This is a genomic window from Pseudorhodobacter sp. E13, from assembly GCF_003991405.1.
In the GTDB taxonomy this organism is placed as follows: Bacteria; Pseudomonadota; Alphaproteobacteria; order Rhodobacterales; family Rhodobacteraceae; genus Pseudorhodobacter.
In genome coordinates this window covers 411,219-430,512 of the sequence record NZ_RPEN01000158.1, presented here as the reverse complement: position 1 = coordinate 430,512, position 19,294 = coordinate 411,219, and the positions used below count along the sequence as shown (strand labels likewise).

Here is a 19,294-nt window from a genome sequence, read left to right as displayed (position 1 = left end):
AACCTGCGGCCCGGCATGTCCGGGCCGCTTTTTTCAGGTTGGCCGCCGCCCGATGACAGGGAACGCCCGATGAAGCGCTATCGCAACCTTTCCATCCGCCAGAAACAGGTGGTTTGGGCTTGGGGCTTTTTGGCCCTGCCGATCCTGTTTTATGTGGTGATCCGGTTTTATCCCACCTTCAACGCGATTGTTCTAAGCTTTCAAAGCTGGAACCTGCTGGGCCCGCGCGAATGGGTGGGTTTGGAAAACTATGTCAAGCTGTGGCATGACCCGGTGTTCTGGAAAGTGTTCCGGAATACCTTTGTCTATCTGATCCTTGGCACGCCGATTTCCTTGGTGCTGAGCTTTGTCATTGCCTATCAACTGGATAAGACCCGGCTGCTGCATGGCACGTTGCGCGCGCTGTATTTCCTGCCCTTCCTCACCTCGACCGTGGCTATGGCTTGGGTCTGGCGCTGGTTTTACCAACCGGTGCCAATCGGGTTGTTCAATAACTTCCTGGCCTCGCTTGGCTTTGCGCAGGTCAATTTCCTGAACTCCACCAGCAATGCGCTGCCCTCTATCCTGATCCCGGCGATCTGGGCGGGCTTGGGCTTTCAGATCATCATCTTCATGGCGGGGCTGCGGGCCATCCCCACCAGCTATTATGAGGCAGCGAGGATTGACGGCGTTTCCGGCTGGACCATTTTGTGGGAGATCACGCTGCCCTTGCTGAAACCGACGATCGTGTTTCTGGTGGTGTTCTCCTCCATCGGGTTTTTGCGGATATTCGATCAGGTGTTCAACATGACCACCAACAACCCCGGCGGCCCGTTGGACAGCACCAAACCCTTGGTGCTGATGATCTATCAAACCGCGTTTTCCAGCTTTGATATGGGCTATGCCGCCGCGCAAACCGTCGTGCTGTTTGCGATTTTGCTGACCGTCAGTCTGGTGCAACTGCGGATTCTGAGGGAAAAACCATGACCGAAATCCGCGCCAGCTCTGCCGCGCTGATGCAGACGCGTGCCGCCAAAGGCCCGCGCGACCCTTGGTCTGTGCTGCGCTGGACCTTGCTTGCCATGGGCGCGATCGTGATGGTGATGCCGATTGTCTACATGCTGTCGGCCAGCATCAAATACCCGTTCGAGATGTATGATCTGAACATCATCCCCAAAGAGCCGACCTTTGAAAACTACACCTATGTGCTGTCGGATGGCCGCTTTCTGCGCTGGTTCGGCAATTCCTTCCTGATCGCCACGCTGACCACCCTTTCGGCGGTGTTCTTTGATGCGCTGGTGGGCTATGCGCTGTGCAAGTTCACCTTTCGCGGGCGGACTTTCGTGTTCATCGCCATCCTGTCTACCTTGATGATCCCCACCGAAATGCTGGTGATCCCGTGGTATCTGATGTCCAAAAGCTTTGGCTGGCTGGATACCTATTGGGGCATCATGTTCCCCGGTATCATGACGGCCTTCGGCACCTTCCTGATGAAGCAGTTCTTTGAAACCGTGCCCGATGATTTTCTGGAAGCTGCCCGGATCGACGGGTTGAACGAGTTTCAGATCTGGTGGTCGGTCGCCTTGCCGCTGGTGACCCCCGCGCTGAGCGCCTTGGCGATCTTCATCTTCCTTGGCAACTGGACGGCGTTTCTCTGGCCGCTGATCGTGACCAATTCGGCAGAGCTTTACACCCTGCCCGTGGGGCTGACGACCTTCAGCGTGGAACAGGCGGTGGAATGGGAATTGATCATGACCGGGGCGGCGCTGGCCACCATCCCCACGCTGATCGTCTTTCTGGTGTTTCAGCGCTATATCATACGCGGCGTGGCAATGGCGGGGCTGAAAGGATGACCGACAAAAGCAGATTTCCCAATCCGGCCTATCGTGACACGGTGCTGGCCCCCTTGTTTGAGGCCGCAAAGACCCATTACGCAGGCCCGGTGCGCGATATCAACCGCGCCCATCTGGTGATGCTGACCGAAGAGGGCATCTTGCCGCGCAGCACCGCCGGGCAGATCGCGCAGGCCTTGGTGGCGATTGACGCCGAGGTGGACCTGTCCGCCCTGACCTATACCGGTGAATATGAGGATTATTTCTTTCTGGTGGAGGCAGAGCTGAAACGCCGCCTTGGCCCGGATGTCGCCGGCGCGCTGCACACCGCCCGGTCGCGCAACGATATGGACCATACCGTGTTCAAGATGGTTCTGCGCCACAAGACCGACCAGCTTTTGGACTTGGTGATGACGGTGGCGTTGGGCCTGATCGCCAAGGCCAAGGCCGAACGCGATACACCTATCGTCGCCTATACCCATGGCCAACCCGCCCAGCCCACGACCTTTGGCCATTACCTTGCCGCAGCCACAGAGGTTCTTATCCGCGATGGCGTGCGCCTGTGCGAGGCGCGGGATGCGCTGGATCATTGCCCGATGGGGGCGGCGGCCATCACCACCTCGGGCTTTCCGATCAACCGGCACCGGATGGCGGAACTGCTGGGGTTCAGCGGGCCTATGCGCAACTCTTACGGCTGTATCGCCTCGGTTGATTATGTCACCGGGTTGTATTCCGCGCTGAAGCTGATGTTCCTGCATCTGGGCCGCGTGATCCAGGATCTGCAATTCTGGAGCGCGTTTGAGGTGGGCCAGCTTTACGTGCCCAATTCCATGGTGCAGATTTCATCCATCATGCCGCAAAAGCGCAACCCGGTGCCGATTGAACATATGCGGCATCTGGCCTCGATGACGGTGGGGCGCTGTGATGCGGTGGTCAATACCATGCACAACACCCCCTTCACCGATATGAATGACAGCGAAGGCGAGGTTCAGGTTGCGGGCTATGCCGCCTTTGACAGCGCCGCGCGGGTGCTGACCCTGTTTGGCGCGCTGGTCCCGGCGTGCAGCATCCGGGCCGACCGCGTGGCCGCGAATATGGATGCCGCCTGCGTGACCGTGACGGAACTGGCCGATACATTGGTGCGCACCGAAGGCCTTAGCTTTCGCCAGGCGCATGAGGTGGCGGCAAAAACCGCGCGCGATGTGATCGGGCGCGGCGTGCCTTTGGCGCAGGGCTTTACCGCCTTTTCGCTGGCCTTCATCGCGGAAACCGGGCGCAAACCGGCGCTGGATGCGCCCGGTTTTGCCCATGCCGTCAGCGCCCGGAATTTCATCGCGCAGCGCAACCGCTTTGGCGGCCCCGCACCCGAGGCGATGGACGACGCCTTTGCGCAATATGAATACGAGTTGGGCGAATGCGCCGAAATGATCCGCCTGCGGTTTGAACGGATAACGACAGCGGCAACCGAACTGGATGCCTCCTTTGCAGACCTTTTGTCGGAGTAGACTATGGCCACGCTCAGCTTGCACAATCTCGTCAAGGCTTACGGCAAAACCGAGGTGCTGCATGGCATCAATCTGGATGTGGCCGATGGCGAGTTTGTGGTTTTCGTCGGGCCGTCGGGCTGCGGTAAATCCACCACTCTGCGGATGATCGCCGGGCTGGAGGATGTCTCGGGCGGCGAGGTGCGGATTGGCGGCGCGGTGGTCAACCATCTGGAACCCAAGGATCGCAATATCGCGATGGTGTTCCAGAATTACGCGATTTACCCGCATATGTCGGTGCGCAAGAATATCGGCTTTGGCCTGCGCACGGCCAAGATGCCGAAAGCCGACAAGGAAAAGCGGATCGAGGAGGTAGCGGCAATCCTGTCGATGACCGAGTATCTGGACCGCAAACCCGCGCAGCTTTCGGGTGGTCAGCGCCAGCGCGTGGCGATTGGGCGGGCCATGGTGCGCGACCCGGCGGTGTTCCTGTTTGATGAGCCGCTGTCGAATCTCGATGCCCAATTGCGCACCCAGATGCGGCTGGAGATCAAGAAACTGCATCAACGTGTCGGCACCACCATCATCTTCGTGACCCATGATCAGGTGGAGGCGATGACCATGGCCGACCGGATCGTGATTATGAAAGACGGTCATATTCAACAGGTTGGCACCCCGGCCGAGGTGTTCCACCAACCCGCCAATGCCTTTGTCGCGCAGTTCATCGGCGCGCCGTCGATGAACATGCTGCAAGGCCGCATCACCGCAGACGGGATCGAGGTTGCGGGCCGCGTGATCGCGCGCAAAACGCCGGGGGCCGTGGGCAGCGCCGTGACGGTTGGCATCCGCCCCGATGATCTGCGCGTAACCCCGGATGCGGGCAGTTTTGCGGGCCGCGTTTCGGTGCTGGAACCTTTGGGCGCGGAAACGCTGGCCTATGTCGATATTGGCGGGCAAGAGGTGGTGGCCCGCGCCGATGGCCGCACGCCGCCGCCCTTGCGCGCGCAGGTGCATCTGACGGTGGACCCGGCCAACCTGCATTTGTTCGATGCCGAAGGGGTGGCGATCCGATGACGGGCGGGACAAGTCAGGCAGGGGCGGCACTGGGGCGCGCAAGATCGGGGGGGGGCGACCACCGGCCCAAACGCGTGCTGTCCACCGGGCGGCTCTATTGCGATCTGGTGATGGCCGGGCTTTCGGCCCCGCCCGCCGCCGGGCAAGAGGTTTATGCCGAACATCTGGTTATCGCCGCAGGTGGTGGGGCCTATATCACTGCGGCCTATCTGGCGGCGCTGGGGCGGGGGGCGGCGCTGGCCTCTGTCATCCCGGCAGAACCCTTTGCCGGGCCCATCGCGGCAGAGCTTGCGCAATCCGGCGTCGATCTTTCGCCCTGTGGCTTTGCCGCCGTCGGGGCAGAGCCGCAGATCACAGTGGCGATGATTACGGGGGGTGACAGGGCCTTTGTCACCCGGCGCAGCGGCCCTGCGATGCCGGATGGCTTGGCCGCGCTGATCGCGGCGCGCGGGTTTGACCATTTACATATCGGCGAACTTGCCAGCCTTGTGGAACAGCCGGAAGTGGTCGCGCAGGCCAAGGCGGCAGGCATGACGGTTTCGGTCGATTGCGCATGGGATGCCGAAGTGCTGGCCCGCGATGATCTGCGCCCCTTGCTGCGCGATGTCGATGTCTTTTTGCCCAATGCAAGCGAAGCCGAAGCCTTGGCCCGCCACGCGCCGCTGCAAGATTACGCGCCCTTGGTCGTGGTGAAACAGGGCGGGCAGGGGGCCAGCGCGCTGCAAGGCACGGCACGGCTGCACCGCCCCGCCGTGGCGCTGGAGGTGGTGGATACGGTTGGTGCGGGCGATGCCTTCAACGCAGGCTTTCTGGATCGCTGGCTGGATGGCGCGGCGCTTGCCGCTTGCCTTGATGCAGGCGCGCATACAGCGGCGATTGCGCTGGCGCGGCAAGGGGGGGCGCGGGGCTTGGGGCGTTTGGCGCGGTTTCGCACAGCGGCGGAATAATCGCGCGGCAGATGACGGAAATTGTCACTACCTACAAAACGCGAACTCCTGCTATAGAAGGCTTATATCCATGGGCAACCCCGCCCCATCGGTGGCATTCTTCAGGAAGGAACCAGAATTATGACCTTTAAGAGCTTTTCAACCATCCTTGCGACGACAGCACTGGTTGCCTTTGCCGCGCCCGGTTTCGCGCAAGATAAAACCGGTTTGAACATGGACGAGGCCGCAACCGGCCAACCCGGCGGCGTGGCGCAATTTGACATGGCGCAGGGGCTTTATGCCCTCAGCCTGACCAACAAGGACGCGCTGCTGGCACTGACAGCGGCAAAGCTGGCCGCAGGCGTGCAGATGACGGATGTAGAGCGGGAAGGCGAGCAGAAGCCCGCTGACGGTGTCACCGAAGAGGCCGATGTGGCCGATGCCCCGGCAGATGCGGCCATGATGCTGGCCTCGGCGCGTGAATTTGCGGCGGGCGATGAAACCCTTCTGGGCCTGATTGAAGATATCGAGGCCGAAGGCGCGCGGGGCCGTATCGGTGGTGCCTCGCGACAGCTCAGCCGCTTGCCTGCGGGTGCGATTGATGTCTGGAAAATCCCGTTCTACGGCAATTCCTATGCCGAGATCGGTATCTCGGGCGATGGCGATGCGCCCTTGTCGGTGATTGTAACGGATGAAAACGGCAATCGGGTGTCTTGCCCCGCGCGGGTCTATGACAAGTTCTATTGCGATTTCGTGCCGCGCTGGAACGGGTATTTCAACGTTTCGGTCATGAATCAGGGCAGCAAGCGCAACAGCTATTACCTGCTGACCAACTGATTGACTTGATACCAAAAAAGGGCCCGGTCATTGCGACCGGGCCCTTTTTTCATTTGCCGAACTTGCCACGCAGCGCATCGGCAAAGGGGTTCGCCGCGCCCGTGGATTTCGGGGCGCTTTGCATCTGTGCGGGCTTGGGCGGCGCATTGCCTTTGCCTGCCGCAGGGCGCTGGCCGCCCCCTCCCGCGCGCCGCTCGGCGGCTTGGTCGCGCGCCTCGCCGCTGTCTTTTTTCATGGTCAGGCCAATGCGCTTGCGCGGCACATCCACCTCGACCACCCGCACCTTGACCACATCACCGGCTTTCACCACCTCATGCGGGTCAGACACGAATTTATCGGCAAGCTGGCTGACATGGACCAACCCGTCCTGATGCACGCCGATATCGACAAAGGCCCCAAAGGCGGCCACGTTGGTCACCGTGCCTTCCAGCATCATGCCGGGTTTCAGGTCTTTGATATCATCCACACCTTCGGCAAAGGTTGCGGTTTTGAATTCCGGGCGCGGGTCGCGGCCCGGTTTTTCCAGTTCCGACAGAATGTCCTTGATCGTGGGCAGGCCGAACCGTTCATCGACAAAGGCCATCGGGTCAAGCTGCGCCAGTTTTGGTGAGCCCATCACTTCTCGCAGGTCGCGGCCACAAGCAGCGACGATCTTGCGCGCCACATCATAGGCTTCGGGATGCACGGAGGAGGCATCGAGCGGTTCCGCCCCGCCGGAAATCCGCAGGAACCCTGCCGCCTGTTCAAACACTTTCGGCCCCAGCCGCGCCACTTTCAGCAGGTCGCGCCGTTTGGCAAAGGGGCCGTTGGCATCGCGATGGGCCACGATCGCCTCGGCCAAGCCCGGCCCGACACCGGACACACGGGCCAGCAAGGGGGCAGACGCGGTGTTCAGGTCCACGCCCACCGCGTTCACCGCATCTTCGACCACCGCTTCAAGGCTGCGGCCAAGGCGGTGCTGGTCCACGTCATGCTGATACTGGCCCACGCCGATGGCTTTGGGTTCGATCTTTACCAATTCGGCCAGCGGGTCCTGCAAACGCCGCGCGATGGAGACCGCGCCACGGATCGACACGTCGAGATCGGGGAATTCCTTGGCCGCCAGTTCCGAGGCCGAATAGACCGAGGCGCCTGCTTCGGACACCACAACCTTGGTTGGCTTTTTCGCGGTGGCGGGCAGCACGGCCAACAGGTCCGCCACCATCTTTTCGGTTTCACGGGATGCTGTGCCATTGCCGATGGCGATCAGGCCGACGCCGTGTTTGCCGATCATCTGCGCAATTGCCACCTGTGCGCCGCGCAGATCGTTCTTGGGCTGGAACGGATAGACGGTATCGGTGGCCAACAGCTTGCCCGTGGCGTCGATCACGCACACTTTGACGCCCGTTCGGATACCGGGGTCCAGCCCCATCGTGGCCTTTCCCCCCGCCGGGGCGGCCAGCAGCAAATCCTTGAGGTTGCGGGCAAACACCCGGATCGCCTCGGCCTCGGCGCGGTCGCGCAGATCGCCCATCAGGTCCAGCGTCAGGCTGGTTTTCAGCTTGATGCGCCATGTCCATGCCGCCACCTCGCGCAGCCATTGGTCGGCTTTGCCCGTGCCACCTGCTTGCAAAGCCGCGCCGCACATCTGTTCCGCAGGGGATTGGCCGCGCGGGGCGTCCGGGTCCACCTCTAGGTCCAGCGTCAGGAAACCTTCGTTGCGTCCGCGCAGCATCGCCAGAACCCGGTGCGAGGGTGCAGAGTGCCACGGCTCGGAATGGGCGAAATAGTCGGAAAACTTGGCGCCTTCGGCCTCTTTGCCCGCGACAACCGTGGCGGCCAGACGGCCCACTGATTTCATATGGTTGCGCAGTTTGCCCAGCAGTGTGGCATCTTCGGCCAGTCCTTCGGCAACGATATCGCGCGCGCCTTCAAGGGCGGTTTTCACATCCGGCACTTCGGCATTGATATAGCCCGAGGCCAGCACCTGCGGATCGGCGTTGCGGTCGGCCAGCAGCGCCTCGGCCAAGGGGCCAAGCCCGTTTTCGCGCGCAATCATCGCGCGGGTGCGGCGCTTGGGCTTATAGGGCAGGTAAATATCTTCCAGCTCGGCCTTGGTCATGGCCTTTGTCAGGCTGGCGGTCAGATCATCGGTCAGCTTGCCCTGTTCCGAAATCGAGGACAGAATCGCCGCGCGCCGGGCTTCCAATTCGCGCAGATAGGTCAGACGCTCATCAAGGTTGCGCAGCTGCGTGTCATCAAGGCCGCCTGTCACCTCTTTGCGGTAGCGGGCGACGAAAGGCACCGTGGCCCCGCCATCCAAAAGCTCTACGGCGGCGCTGACTTGGGCAGGGTTCGCCCCGATTTCCGAGGCGATAAGGCGGGCGATACGAGCGGCGAGATCTGGGGTCATGCTGTTCCGGTCTTTTGGGTTGGACCCGGACCATAGCCAGACCGCGCGCCGGGGCCAAGACCCTGTGATGCGTTAGATCAGGGGAATCAGCGGCACCCCGCCCCCACAGGCAGACAACAGGGTCAAAAGGCCAAGCGCGATGAACATTTTCATGGGGCGACTCCTGTGTCTGGTGCCCCAAAGGCTATGCCTTTGCTGTGCTTTTGCAAGCGAATTCCGATGCGTAGGGGGGGATGGTACCACGTCCCCGGCTCGAACGGGGGACCTCTTGATCCACAATCAAGCGCTCTAACCAACTGAGCTAACGCGGCACTTGGGGCGATTTAGACCGGGTTTCGGGTGATTGCAAGACCCTTTGCAGCGCTTGTCAGTCGCTTGGGTTCAGTTTATGCGGGAAAAAACCAGTTTGGTCAGGGGATAGGCATGGGTATCGACAAGCAAAGTGACATTGCGGCGAATTTGCAGATTGGGCCGACAAGTCTTGGCATGGTGCGCCTTTATGTCGAAGGCGACGGCGTGGAATTGCCGCTGGATTTTGACCCGGATGAAGCCGAAGAAATCGCCGAGGAATTGCGCGCCGCAGCCGCAGCCGCGCGGGCCATGGGCGATGGCGGCGGCAAGAAAAAGCGCTGACATTCTTTTGGGGCGCGCGGCTGCGGCTTAGCCCAACGGTCCGCGCAGCGCGCGGCCGGGGGCCGGATCGCGCAGCCCTTGCAGGCGCTGTGCCGCCGTGCGGGCAAAGATCTGCGTCACCAGCTTGCGGCGCGGCGCGGCCAGTTTCGTCTCTGGTGCCATGCGGATCAGTTCGGCGTCATAGTCATCCGCGAAAATCAGCCCGGTCTCTTCGGGCAACATCTCTACCGGGAAATCGGCATCCACCGACCAGAAAAACCGGTCGCACCACGCCAGATAGCCCCGCCATTTGCGATCGGTCTGAAAATCCGCGCGTGAGGATTTGCACTCCACCACCCAAATCTCCCCCTTCGGTCCCAGTGCCATGACATCGACGCGCAGGCCCGAGGTTGGCACCAATTCCTCGACACAGGCAAAGCCAAGGGCTGCCAGATGGCGGCATGTGCCACGCGCCAGCCTTTGGCCGGGGCTGAGCGGGGCGGCAGGGGGCAAAAGGGCAGGCTGCATCTGGGGCATGGGAACCAGCGTTTAGGGTTGTTTAACCATGAACGAAGCGGGAACGTAAAGCAAGCCGCCTGTGGGTGGGTTATTCGGCAGACCAGACCACGCAAAACGCGGCCTCCGTTTCATCCGAGCAGACAAGCTGCGCGGGGGGAAAGGCAGCGATATCGGCGCGGGTCAGGTTGAAGGCCGCGTTCAGCCAGGTTTCCGTCAGGTCGCGACCGGCGCGCAAATAGGCATCGCGCGCGGTTTCCGACTGGGTCAGCGCGGCGGTGGTTTTGTCGCGCTGGTCAATCGCCTGCTGCGCCAGCACCAGCACCTGATCGGGGGCCAGATAGGTTTTGCCCAAAGTCACCAGCAAATCGGTGAACAAGGTGACATGCAGCGCCGACCCAACAGCCCCGGCCTGCGCTTGCAGCGCCGCCAGATCAACCGATTGGCCCGCCTTCAGATCGCGAAACGCGCTGAGAAGGCGGTATTCAAAGGCGTTGGTTTCAAGGTCCAGCGGATCGGCCTGCGGGTTGGCCTGCAACAGCGCCAGCCGCGCGCGGTTCAGATCAATCATCGCGTCCAGATCCTGCGCATTGCCCGCCATGATGGTTTGCAGGTTCAACACATAGACCTTGCGCTGCGGTGTGGTGGCCAGTGGCGTCATCGCCGCCATCAGGGCCTTGGCGCGGGGGGGGCCGTTTTGGTCCAGCGCGCGGCTTGCGGCGGCAAAAAGCACCGTGACCGCCATATCGGTGAACTCCGGCTCTGGCGGCAGGGCGCGCAGGGTCAACGGGCCGCTGCCGTGCCATTCCGGTTCGCTCAGCAGCGCCACGGCGTTGCGGGCAAATTGATCGGCCATCGCCTCTGCCCCGCGATCTGCCGCGATCAGCGACAACAGCGATTGCGCCATCGCGGTGATCAGAAAGGGCAGGGGTTCATCGCCCAGCGTTTCGCGCGGCAGTAACAGCCCCAGCGCCAAGGGTTCGGCCTGTCCGGGGTTGCCGGATTCATAGGCGGCCACGGCGGCGTTCAACTGGGCAAAGGCCCGCTCTGGTTCGGCATGCAGCATGATCGCGCGCCAGATCGGAATCGCCTGCAACAGCGCCGCACGATCGCCTTCGCCAAACAGCGCGGCAACGCTGGGCAGCAGCGGCTCCAACCTGTCTGCCGCATCGCCGTAATGGCCCAGATCGGCAAGGCGCAGACCCTGCAAGATCAGGATCCAGTCCAGAAACATCGGGTCAGCCTCGGGGACGGTGTAAAAATATCCCTCGGCCCGGATCAGGGCGTCATAGGCGGCTTGCCACTGCTCTGCCTCGGCCAGCAGTTCGGCATGCAGGATCAGCGGGGCGAACCAACCGTCGGCGGCGGGTGGGTCGGCGATCTGGGGGCCAAGCTCTGCCGCCAGCGCGCCGGGGGCTTCGCCGGCATCGCGGCGGTCGCGGAAGCTTTCGGTCAGCGCGGTGGGGTCGGTGGTTTGGGCCGCAACCGGCTGCGGCGCAAAGGGCAACGCCAGCGCGGCCAGAAAAAGCAGGACGCGGATCAATAGCCCCCCTCCCCAACCATGGCAAAGGGGGCCCAAGCAAACGGATGCGCCAAGCTGTCATCGCTGCTGTCGGCCATCAGGGCCAGCATGGCGCGGCGCAAAGCCTCGGCCCGGCGCAACGGCTGGCCTTCGGGCGCGGCCCCCATTTCGGCCAGCGCCGTGGTGGTCAATCGGGCGGCGGCATCATCGCGCACCGGCCAATGCGACACCAAAAGCCCCCGCGCCCCTGCCAAAAGAAAGGCCCGTGTCAGCCCGGAAAACCCATCGGCATCGGCGCGACCATCACTGGCCGCTGTGTTGCATGCCGACAAGATCACCCAACTGGCCGACAGCGACAGCCCCGCAATTTCCGACGCCGAAAGCAAACCATCATCGGCGCTGGTCGCGATCTCGGGCGGGGTCAGCACCAAGGCGGGCTCCGTCAGGCCCAACTCTCCCGACACCAGCCCATGCGTGGCAAAGACCACCACATCGGCCTGCGACAGGGCGGCTTGCGCCTCGGGCGTGTTCAGCGCGGTTTCGGTCGCCTCTGCTGCCAGTTTCAGGGTCGTCGCCTCGGGGGCAAACTGGGCCGCGATGCTGCGCAATTCGCGCGCTGTGCCGGGCAATGGGGCAAGCGCCGCAATCGCCGCAGGGTCGCCCAGACCGCCCCGCGTCAGTGCGGTTTTCTGCGCCAGCGCGCGGCCCAGCACCGGGTCGCCCATAGCAAACAAGCGCGGGTTTTCCTGCCGTGGCGCAGGTGGATTGGCACGCAAGGCCGCAAGGCTTTCGACCGAGGGCAGCGTGGTGATCGCCATGTCGCGGATCAGCCAAGCGGTTTGGCGCAGCGCCTCCGGGTCGCTGGTTGCGCTGCTGTCCTCAGCCTCGGTCGTCAGCAGGTGCAGAGGCAGGGCGGCCAAGGGGCCATCTGTCACCGCGATCAGATGGGTCACGCCTGCCAAGCCATCGCCCACCGGTTGCAGCAACAAACGATACAGCGCCTGCGTCAGGTCGCGCCGAAACACGGGCAAGCCGGGGCCTGCGCTGTCGTCCAGCGGGGCTGCGGCGCGGGTGGGGGTGGTTGTGACGCCAAGGCCCGCGCGAATCTCTTGCACCACCTGCGCCAGATCGGCCTGACCATGCGGAAAGCGGTGCCAAACGGTGAAACCCTGCCGCAGAAACCACACGAAAGTCGTGTCCTTGGCGACAAAGGTGAACAGCAGCGCCTCATCCGGGGCCAGCAAGGCCCGCGCCTGATCGAGGGTCAGCGGGTTGGGCGCGGCAAGGCTGGCAAAGCCGTCAAAGCGGCGGGCGATATCTGCCTCCAGCGCGGCGATCTGGTTGCGCAGGGCGGCAGCCTCGGCGCTGAGCCGCGCCACGGCGCGGGGGTCATTGGCGGCCAGCGCATCGGCCAGCGCGCGTTCGGCACGGGCCAGCGCCTCGGTCTGGTCTTGGCGCGCGCGCAAGCTTGGGGCAAGGGCGGGATCGGTGGCGGCGGCGCGCAGGGCAATCTGGCGCAAGGCATTGCCCGCCGAGGAGGCATAGCCGCGCTGCGCCATGGCAAAGCTTTCCGCCATCGGGTCGGCAAGCAAGGGGCTGGCGAAGGCGGTTGCCGGGGCTGTCAGGGACAAAAGCCAAAGGAAAAACGCGCGTAACATGCGGCAACTGTGCTTGGCCCGCGGGGGCAGGGTCAAGTGACAATTCGGCAGAGAATTCCGGGCGGTCGCGCCCGCGCGCACTGGACGAAGCCCCGCGCTGTGCCTAGCTTGCGGGGAAAGGAGACATTCATGACCAACCCGCTTTTGTCCGACTGGACTGCCGAATTCGCGCTGCCGCCCTTTGCCGCCCTGACGGACGCCGATTTCGCCCCCGCCTTTGACGCCGCCTTGGCCGAGGCCCGCGCCAATATCAAAGCCATTGCCGAAAACCCCGCCACCCCCGATTTCGCCAATGTGATCGAGGCGATGGAACAGGCCGAGGCCACATTGGACCGGGTGGCAGGTGTGTTTTACAACCTCGCCGGCGCCGACAGCACCCCCGCGCGCGAGGCCTTGCAACGCGATCTGGCCCCGAAGATGAGCGCGTTTTCATCCGAAGTCACCAATAACGAAGCGCTTTTTGCCCGGATCGAAGCGGTCTGGCGGGCGCGCGAAGGCTTGGGGGCGGAGCAATTGCGGGTGCTGGATTTGTATCGGCGGATGTTCATCCGCTCTGGCGCGCAATTGCGCGGCGATGCGGCAGAGCGGCTGACAGCGGTAAAAGCGCGGCTTGCGGTGCTGGGCACACAATTCAGCCAGAACCTGCTGGCCGATGAACGCGATTGGTTCATGGAAGTGGCCGAGGCCGATCTGCAAGGCCTGCCCGATTTCGTGATCGCCAGTGCCCGGGCCGCAGGTTCGGAAAAGGGTGTTTCTGGCCCGGTTATTACGCTCAACCGCTCACTTATTGTTCCATTTTTGCAATTTTCGCCCCGGCGGGAGTTGCGGCAAAAAGCCTATGAGGCGTGGGTCGCGCGGGGTGAGAATGGCAATGCCAATGACAATCGCGCGATTGCGGCGGAAACCTTGGCCCTGCGCGAAGAGCGGGCAAAGCTGCTGGGCTACGCCAGCTTTGCCGATTTCAAGCTGGAACCGGAAATGGCCAAAACCCCGGCAGCCGTGCGCGATTTGCTGATGCGGGTGTGGAAACCTGCCAAGGCCAAGGCCGAAGCCGATGCCGCCGTGCTGGAGGCGATGATGCAGGCCGAAGGCATCAATGGCCCGTTGGAGCCATGGGACTGGCGCTATTATTCCGAGAAACGCCGCAAGGCGGAACATGATCTGGATGAGGCGGTGCTGAAGCCATATCTGTCGCTGGAGGCGATGCTGGCGGCACAGTTTGATTGCGCCAACCGCTTGTTCGGGTTGGAGTTTCGGGAACTGGACGCACCGCTTTATCACGCGGATGCGCGGGCATGGGAGGTGACGCGCGAGGGCCGCCATATTGCGGTGTTCATCGGGGATTACTTCGCGCGCGGCTCCAAACGCTCGGGCGCGTGGTGCTCGGCCATGCGGTCGCAGAAAAAGCTGGGCGGCGATGTGCGCCCCATCGTGGTGAATGTGTGCAATTTCGCCAAGGGGGAGCCTGCGCTGCTATCCTATGACGATGCGCGCACCCTGTTCCACGAATTCGGCCATGCGCTGCATCAGATGTTGTCGGATGTGACTTATGGCTTTATTTCCGGCACCTCCGTGGCGCGGGATTTCGTGGAACTGCCGAGCCAGTTGTATGAGCATTGGCTGGAAGTGCCAGAAGTGCTGGAAAAACACGCCCGCCATGTGAAAACCGGGGAGGCGATGCCCGCCGATATGCTGGAACGCCTGCTGGCGGCGGGAACCTATGACCAAGGGTTTGCCACGGTGGAGTTCTTGGCCAGTGCCTTGGTTGATCTGGCCTTCCACGAAGGCGCGGCCCCTGCCGATCCGATGGCAAAACAGGCCGAAGTGCTGGCCCAGATCGGCCTGCCGTATGCGATCCGGATGCGCCATGCCACGCCGCATTTCGCGCATGTGTTTTCTGGCGACGGCTATTCCTCGGGCTATTATTCCTACATGTGGTCCGAGGTGATGGACGCCGATGCCTTTGCCGCTTTTGAGGAGGCCGGTGATGCGTTCGACCCCGACGTGGCGGCGCGGTTGGAAAAGTTCATCCTGTCGGCCGGGGGATCGCAGGATGCCGAGGCGCTGTATACGCAATTCCGCGGCCGGATGCCGGGGGTAGAGCCTTTGCTGAAAGGGCGCGGGCTGCTGGACGTGGCGTGAGGCGGCAAAGGGCGGGGGTTTCACACCCCCGCACCCCCGTGGGATATTTTTGAATAGATGAATTCAGCGCGGTTTTCGCAGGCTGGAGGGGGGCTGCCCGAAGGCGCGGGTGAAGGCGCGGCTGAGGGTGGATGGGCTGGAAAACCCGGTGCGCAGGGCGACCTCGGCCAGTGAGTGATGTGTGTCGGTGATCATGCGGCGGGCGGCGGCGAGGCGCAGGCCGAGTGCATAGGCGGCGGGGCTTTGGTTCAGCGTGGCACGGAACAGGGTTTCCAGCCGCCGGGTTGACAGGCCGAGGTTGCGAGCCAGATCGGCCACCGGTTCGGGGGTGTCGAGATGCGCCTCCATCCGGGCGATAGCATGGGCGAGGCGCGGATCGAGCCGGGGATTTTGCGCCTGCATCTGTGGGTCAGTGCCATCGCGCGGGGTCGTGATGAAGCTGGCGGCGACCTGACGGGCGAGGGCAGGGCCGTGGCGTGCGGCGATCAGATGCAGCATCAGATCGGCGGCAGGGGAAGCGCCGCCTGCGGTAAAGCGATTGCGATCAATGATATAGCGGTTTTGCACCACGTCGATTTCGGGGTGGGCGGCGGCGAGGTCTTCGAAGTCTTCCCAATGCACGGTGGCGCGGTAGCCATCCAGCAGCCCCGCCCGTGCCAGCACCCAAGGCCCGGCATCAATCGCCCCGATCGCGGCAAAGCGCGGGGCGGCGCGGCGCAGGGCGGCGATCAGCGGGCGGGTGGCCACCTCGGCCTGTTTGAAGCCTGCAATCACCACCAGCGCATCGGCCCCTGCGGCCTGTTCCAGCGTGCCGCTGGCGGGCAGATCAATGCCGCAGGTCAGCGGCACCGGCCCGCCATCGCGCGACAGGATGCGCCAGCGATAAGCCTCATGCCCGAGATGGCGGTTGGCAGAGCGCATCGGGTCCAGGGTGCTTGCCACCTCTAGGATCGAGGCCTGCGGCAGGACCAGCACCGCCAGCGACAATGGGGTCGTGGAGGGGGCGAAAATTGTTGCGGGTTTTGTCATGGATACTTCGTAAAACGCAAAACCTGCTTTGCCAAGCCTCTTAAGCTGTGCCGCAAAGAGGAGGAGCCGCCGATGCCGCTGCAAATGAACCGCGATGTTTTCATCACCTGTGCTGTGACCGGGTCGGGGGGCACGCAAGACCGCAGCCCGCATGTGCCGCGCTCACCCCAGCAGATTGCCGAAAGTGCCATTGCGGCGGCCAAGGCGGGGGCGGCGGTGGTGCATTGCCATGTGCGCGACCCCGAAACCGGCAAGCCCGCGCGCGACCCCAAGCTTTACCGCGAAGTGACGGAGCGTATTCGCGACAGTGATACGGATGTCGTGTTGAACCTGACCGCCGGGATGGGGGGCGATCTGCTGTTTGATGGCACCGAAAACATGGGTCAGATGGCCGCCCATTCCGACATGGCAGGCGCAGAGGAGCGTGTGGCCCATGTGGTCGAATGCCGGCCCGAGATCTGCACGCTGGATTGCGGCACGATGAACTTCAACGAGGCCGATTATGTGATGGTCAACACCCCCGGCATGCTGCGCGACATGGCACGCCGCATGGTGGCAAGCGGCGTGCGGATTGAAATTGAGGCCTTTGACACCGGGCATCTGTGGCTGGCCAAGGAATTGGCGAAGGAAGGCATTATTCCTGATCCGGTGTTGGTGCAGCTGTGCATGGGCGTGCCATGGGGGGCGCCGGATGATCTGAACACCTTTCTCGCGATGGTCAACAATGTGCCCAGCAATTGGAACTGGTCGGCGTTTTCCATCGGGCGCAACCAGATGGCCTATGTGGCCGCCAGCGTTTTGGCGGGGGGCAATGTGCGCGTTGGGTTGGAAGATAACCTGTGGCTGGACAAGGGCGTTTTGGCGACCAATGCGCAATTGGTGGAACGCGCCGTGGGGATCATCACCGCTTTGGGGGCGCGGGTCATCACGCCTGCCGAGGTGCGGACAAAGCTGAAACTGGAAAAGCGGGCGCCGCTTCCGAAGTGAGCGAGGGGGCAGCGGCAGCGCTGCCCGCCTGTGCAAAGACAGAGAGTGAAAAGCAAATGGGCTGGGGCGGCGCGCCGTTCCATGCCTTTAGAAAAAGGTGTGACATGGCACGCAAGGCGGCAATCATTGGTGGTGGGGTTATTGGCGGCGGTTGGGCCGCGCGGTTCTTGCTGAACGGCTGGAACGTCTCGGTGTTTGACCCGGACCCAGAGGCCGCGCGCAAGATCGGGGAGGTGCTGGCCAATGCGCGGGCGGCGCTGCCAGCCCTGTCAGATATTCCGCAGGGGCCGGAAGGCGTGTTGACCATGGCGGAAACCATCACCGAAGCGGTGGACGGGGCCGAGTATATTCAGGAATCCGTGTCAGAGCGGTTGGAGCTGAAGCACCGTGTTTTTGCACAAATCCAACAATCCTGCCCGGATACTTTGATCGGTTCTTCGACCTCTGGCTTCAAACCTTCAGAATTGCAACAAAACGCCGCCAATCCGGCGATGATCTTTGTGGCCCACCCGTTCAACCCGGTTTACCTGCTGCCCTTGGCAGAGGTGGTGCCGTCAGCGGCAAGCGACCTCGACGCGATCGAGCGGGCCAAGGAGATTTTGCGCGATATCGGCATGTTCCCCTTGCATATCCGCAAGGAAATCGACGCCCATATCGCGGACCGCTTCCTTGAAGCCGTCTGGCGTGAGGCGCTGTGGCTGGTCAAGGATGGCATCGCCACCACCGAGGAGATTGACGAGGCGATCCGCATGGGCTTTGGCCTGCGCTGGGGCCAGATGGGGCTGTTTGAAACCTACCGCGTGGCGGGGGGTGAGGCCGGGATGAAGCATTTCATGGCGCAGTTCGGCCCTTGCCTGCAATGGCCCTGGACCAAGCTGACCGATGTGCCGGAGTTTACTGACGAACTGGTAGACCTGATCGCGGGCCAGTCGGATGCGCAATCGGGTGCCTATACCATCCGCGAGTTGGAACGTATCCGCGATGGCAACCTTGTCGGCTTCCTGCGCAGCTTGAAAGAGCGCAATTGGGGCGCGGGCAAAGTGCTGCGCGACCATGATGCCCGCCGCCGCGTGGCGCTGGCCGATACGCCCCCCACAGGCGCGCCGCTGGTCATGGCCCATATGCAGGTATTGCCCGGCTGGATTGATTACAACGGCCATATGACCGAAAGCCGCTATCTGTTCGCGGCCTCGGAAACCTCGGACGCGTTCTTGCGCTTTATCGGGGCGGATATGGATTATGTCGGCTCTGGGTTCAGCTATTACACCGCCGAAAGCCATATCATGCACAAGGGAGAGGCGAAGCTGGGCGACCGTTTGACCGGAACCCTGCAAGTGCTGGCAGCGGATGAAAAGCGGATGCATATTTTCATTGCCATTCAAAAGGATGGCGTGGATGTGGCAACGATTGAACAGATGCTTTTGCATGTGGATATGAAGGCTGGGCGGGCCTGTGCCGCGCCTGCGGTGATCCTTGATCGTTTGCTGCCGATTGCCGCCGCCCATGCCGATTTGCCACGCCCTGCGGCAGCGGGCCGCTTTACCGGGCAGCGCAAATGAAAAGCGTGTTGATCACCGCCGGGGCGAATGGCATCGGGCTGGTGATGGCGCAAAGCTTTGCCGCCGCGGGCGCGCAGGTTTGGGTGACGGATGTGGATGCCACCGCCATTGCCGACTTGCCCGCGGCGATCAAGGGCAGTTGCGTCAGCGTCGCGGATGAGGGGGGCATGGCCGCGCTGATGGCCGATGTGCAGGCGGCTTGGGGCGGGTTGGATGTGGTTTGCGTGAATGCAGGCATCAAGGGGCCGACCTCGGCGATTGTCGACACCGATCTGGGGGCTTGGCGTGACTGTCTGGCCGTTTGCCTTGATGGTGCGTTCCTGACGGTGAAACACGCCGCCCCCTTGATGGGTCAAGGCGGGGCGATGGTGTTTACCGCCTCTACCGCCGGGCTGTATGGCTTTCCATATCGCAGCCCCTATGCGGCGGCGAAATGGGCCATCATCGGGCTGATGAAAACCGCCGCGATGGAACTGGGTCCGAAGGGGATACGCTGCAATGCCATCGCGCCCGGCTCTGTAGAGGGGCCGCGCATCGACCGCGTCTTTGCCGCCGAGGCCGAGGCCAAAGGCATGACGCCCGAGGCCGTTGCCGCAGGGTATGCCGCGGGCACCGCGCTTGGCTGTTTGGTCACCGCGCAAGACGTGGCTGATATGGCCCTGTTTCTGGCCTCTGCTCCGCGCATCTCCGGTCAGGTGATCGCGGTGGACGGCTTTACCATCAACCCAGACCCAAAGGTATAGAT

The 19,294-nt window shown here is 62.9% G+C and carries 16 protein-coding genes and 1 tRNA gene; 11 read left to right on the top strand and 6 right to left on the bottom strand.

The genetic code is table 11. The features are described 5' to 3' along the window. Window positions 1–69 precede the first annotated feature (69 nt). The 6 genes from EGN72_RS15860 to EGN72_RS15835 all read left to right on the top strand — a co-directional run bounded on the left by EGN72_RS15860 (window position 70) and on the right by EGN72_RS15835 (window position 6,132). Window positions 70–966, top strand: a complete 897-nt coding sequence (locus EGN72_RS15860) for a carbohydrate ABC transporter permease (protein WP_127049287.1) — start codon at window positions 70–72, stop codon at window positions 964–966. After that, a complete protein-coding gene (locus tag EGN72_RS15855) occupies window positions 963–1,832 on the top strand; it encodes a carbohydrate ABC transporter permease (protein WP_127049285.1) in 870 nt (289 codons plus the stop codon). Before EGN72_RS15860 ends, EGN72_RS15855 begins: the two co-directional genes overlap by 4 nt. Beyond that, on the top strand, window positions 1,829–3,316 hold the full coding sequence (locus tag EGN72_RS15850) for an argininosuccinate lyase (RefSeq protein ID WP_127049283.1): 1,488 nt from the start codon (window positions 1,829–1,831) through the stop codon (window positions 3,314–3,316). Before EGN72_RS15855 ends, EGN72_RS15850 begins: the two co-directional genes overlap by 4 nt. A gap of 3 nt (window positions 3,317–3,319) precedes the next feature. Then, a complete protein-coding gene (locus EGN72_RS15845) occupies window positions 3,320–4,369 on the top strand; it encodes an ABC transporter ATP-binding protein (protein ID WP_127049281.1) in 1,050 nt (349 codons plus the stop codon). Continuing rightward, window positions 4,366–5,316: a carbohydrate kinase family protein gene (locus EGN72_RS15840; RefSeq protein ID WP_127049279.1), complete on the top strand. Its 951-nt coding sequence runs from the start codon at window positions 4,366–4,368 to the stop codon at window positions 5,314–5,316. Before EGN72_RS15845 ends, EGN72_RS15840 begins: the two co-directional genes overlap by 4 nt. A 120-nt stretch (window positions 5,317–5,436) precedes the next feature. Continuing rightward, on the top strand, window positions 5,437–6,132 hold the full coding sequence (locus EGN72_RS15835; protein WP_127049277.1) for a hypothetical protein: 696 nt from the start codon (window positions 5,437–5,439) through the stop codon (window positions 6,130–6,132). 49 nt (window positions 6,133–6,181) lie between these two features. Here EGN72_RS15835 and EGN72_RS15830 read toward each other — a convergent pair whose 3' ends face one another. Further along, window positions 6,182–8,524 (bottom strand): Tex family protein, encoded by a 2,343-nt coding sequence (locus tag EGN72_RS15830; RefSeq protein WP_127049275.1) that lies wholly within the window; start codon window positions 8,522–8,524, stop codon window positions 6,182–6,184. A 234-nt stretch (window positions 8,525–8,758) separates the two neighbouring features. After that, window positions 8,759–8,835 (bottom strand) — tRNA-His (locus tag EGN72_RS15825). A 112-nt stretch (window positions 8,836–8,947) separates the two neighbouring features. On the opposite strand from EGN72_RS15825, the gene EGN72_RS15820 reads away from it, so the two are divergent. Next, window positions 8,948–9,157, top strand: a complete 210-nt coding sequence (locus EGN72_RS15820) for a DUF6324 family protein (RefSeq protein ID WP_127049273.1) — start codon at window positions 8,948–8,950, stop codon at window positions 9,155–9,157. 27 nt (window positions 9,158–9,184) lie between these two features. On the opposite strand, the gene EGN72_RS15815 is transcribed toward EGN72_RS15820, so the two are convergent. From EGN72_RS15815 to EGN72_RS15805, 3 genes are all read right to left on the bottom strand, one after another. Beyond that, the gene (locus EGN72_RS15815) at window positions 9,185–9,664 is read right to left on the bottom strand and encodes an MmcB family DNA repair protein (protein WP_370323321.1); all 480 of its coding nucleotides are present in this window, start codon (window positions 9,662–9,664) and stop codon (window positions 9,185–9,187) included. 79 nt (window positions 9,665–9,743) lie between these two features. Then, window positions 9,744–11,195 carry a hypothetical protein gene (locus EGN72_RS15810; RefSeq protein WP_127049269.1) on the bottom strand — a complete coding sequence of 484 codons (1,452 nt, stop codon included), beginning with the start codon at window positions 11,193–11,195 and terminating at the stop codon, window positions 9,744–9,746. After that, window positions 11,192–12,832, bottom strand: a complete 1,641-nt coding sequence (locus EGN72_RS15805) for a CHAT domain-containing protein (protein WP_127049267.1) — start codon at window positions 12,830–12,832, stop codon at window positions 11,192–11,194. Before EGN72_RS15805 ends, EGN72_RS15810 begins: the two co-directional genes overlap by 4 nt. Window positions 12,833–12,961: 129 nt before the next feature. On the opposite strand from EGN72_RS15805, the gene EGN72_RS15800 reads away from it, so the two are divergent. Then, window positions 12,962–14,974 (top strand): M3 family metallopeptidase, encoded by a 2,013-nt coding sequence (locus EGN72_RS15800; RefSeq protein ID WP_127049265.1) that lies wholly within the window; start codon window positions 12,962–12,964, stop codon window positions 14,972–14,974. Window positions 14,975–15,037: 63 nt separating this feature from the next. Here the strand turns inward: EGN72_RS15800 and EGN72_RS15795 are convergent, their stop codons facing one another. Further along, on the bottom strand, window positions 15,038–16,003 hold the full coding sequence (locus EGN72_RS15795; RefSeq protein ID WP_127049263.1) for a GlxA family transcriptional regulator: 966 nt from the start codon (window positions 16,001–16,003) through the stop codon (window positions 15,038–15,040). A gap of 72 nt (window positions 16,004–16,075) precedes the next feature. On the opposite strand from EGN72_RS15795, the gene EGN72_RS15790 reads away from it, so the two are divergent. The 3 genes from EGN72_RS15790 to EGN72_RS15780 all read left to right on the top strand — a co-directional run bounded on the left by EGN72_RS15790 (window position 16,076) and on the right by EGN72_RS15780 (window position 19,292). Next, window positions 16,076–16,990 (top strand): 3-keto-5-aminohexanoate cleavage protein, encoded by a 915-nt coding sequence (locus tag EGN72_RS15790; RefSeq protein ID WP_127049261.1) that lies wholly within the window; start codon window positions 16,076–16,078, stop codon window positions 16,988–16,990. Window positions 16,991–17,094: 104 nt separating this feature from the next. Beyond that, window positions 17,095–18,549, top strand: coding sequence for a carnitine 3-dehydrogenase (locus EGN72_RS15785; protein WP_127049259.1), 1,455 nt, complete (start codon window positions 17,095–17,097; stop codon window positions 18,547–18,549). Continuing rightward, the gene (locus EGN72_RS15780; protein ID WP_127049257.1) at window positions 18,546–19,292 is read left to right on the top strand and encodes an SDR family oxidoreductase; all 747 of its coding nucleotides are present in this window, start codon (window positions 18,546–18,548) and stop codon (window positions 19,290–19,292) included. Before EGN72_RS15785 ends, EGN72_RS15780 begins: the two co-directional genes overlap by 4 nt. Window positions 19,293–19,294: the final 2 nt, after the last annotated feature.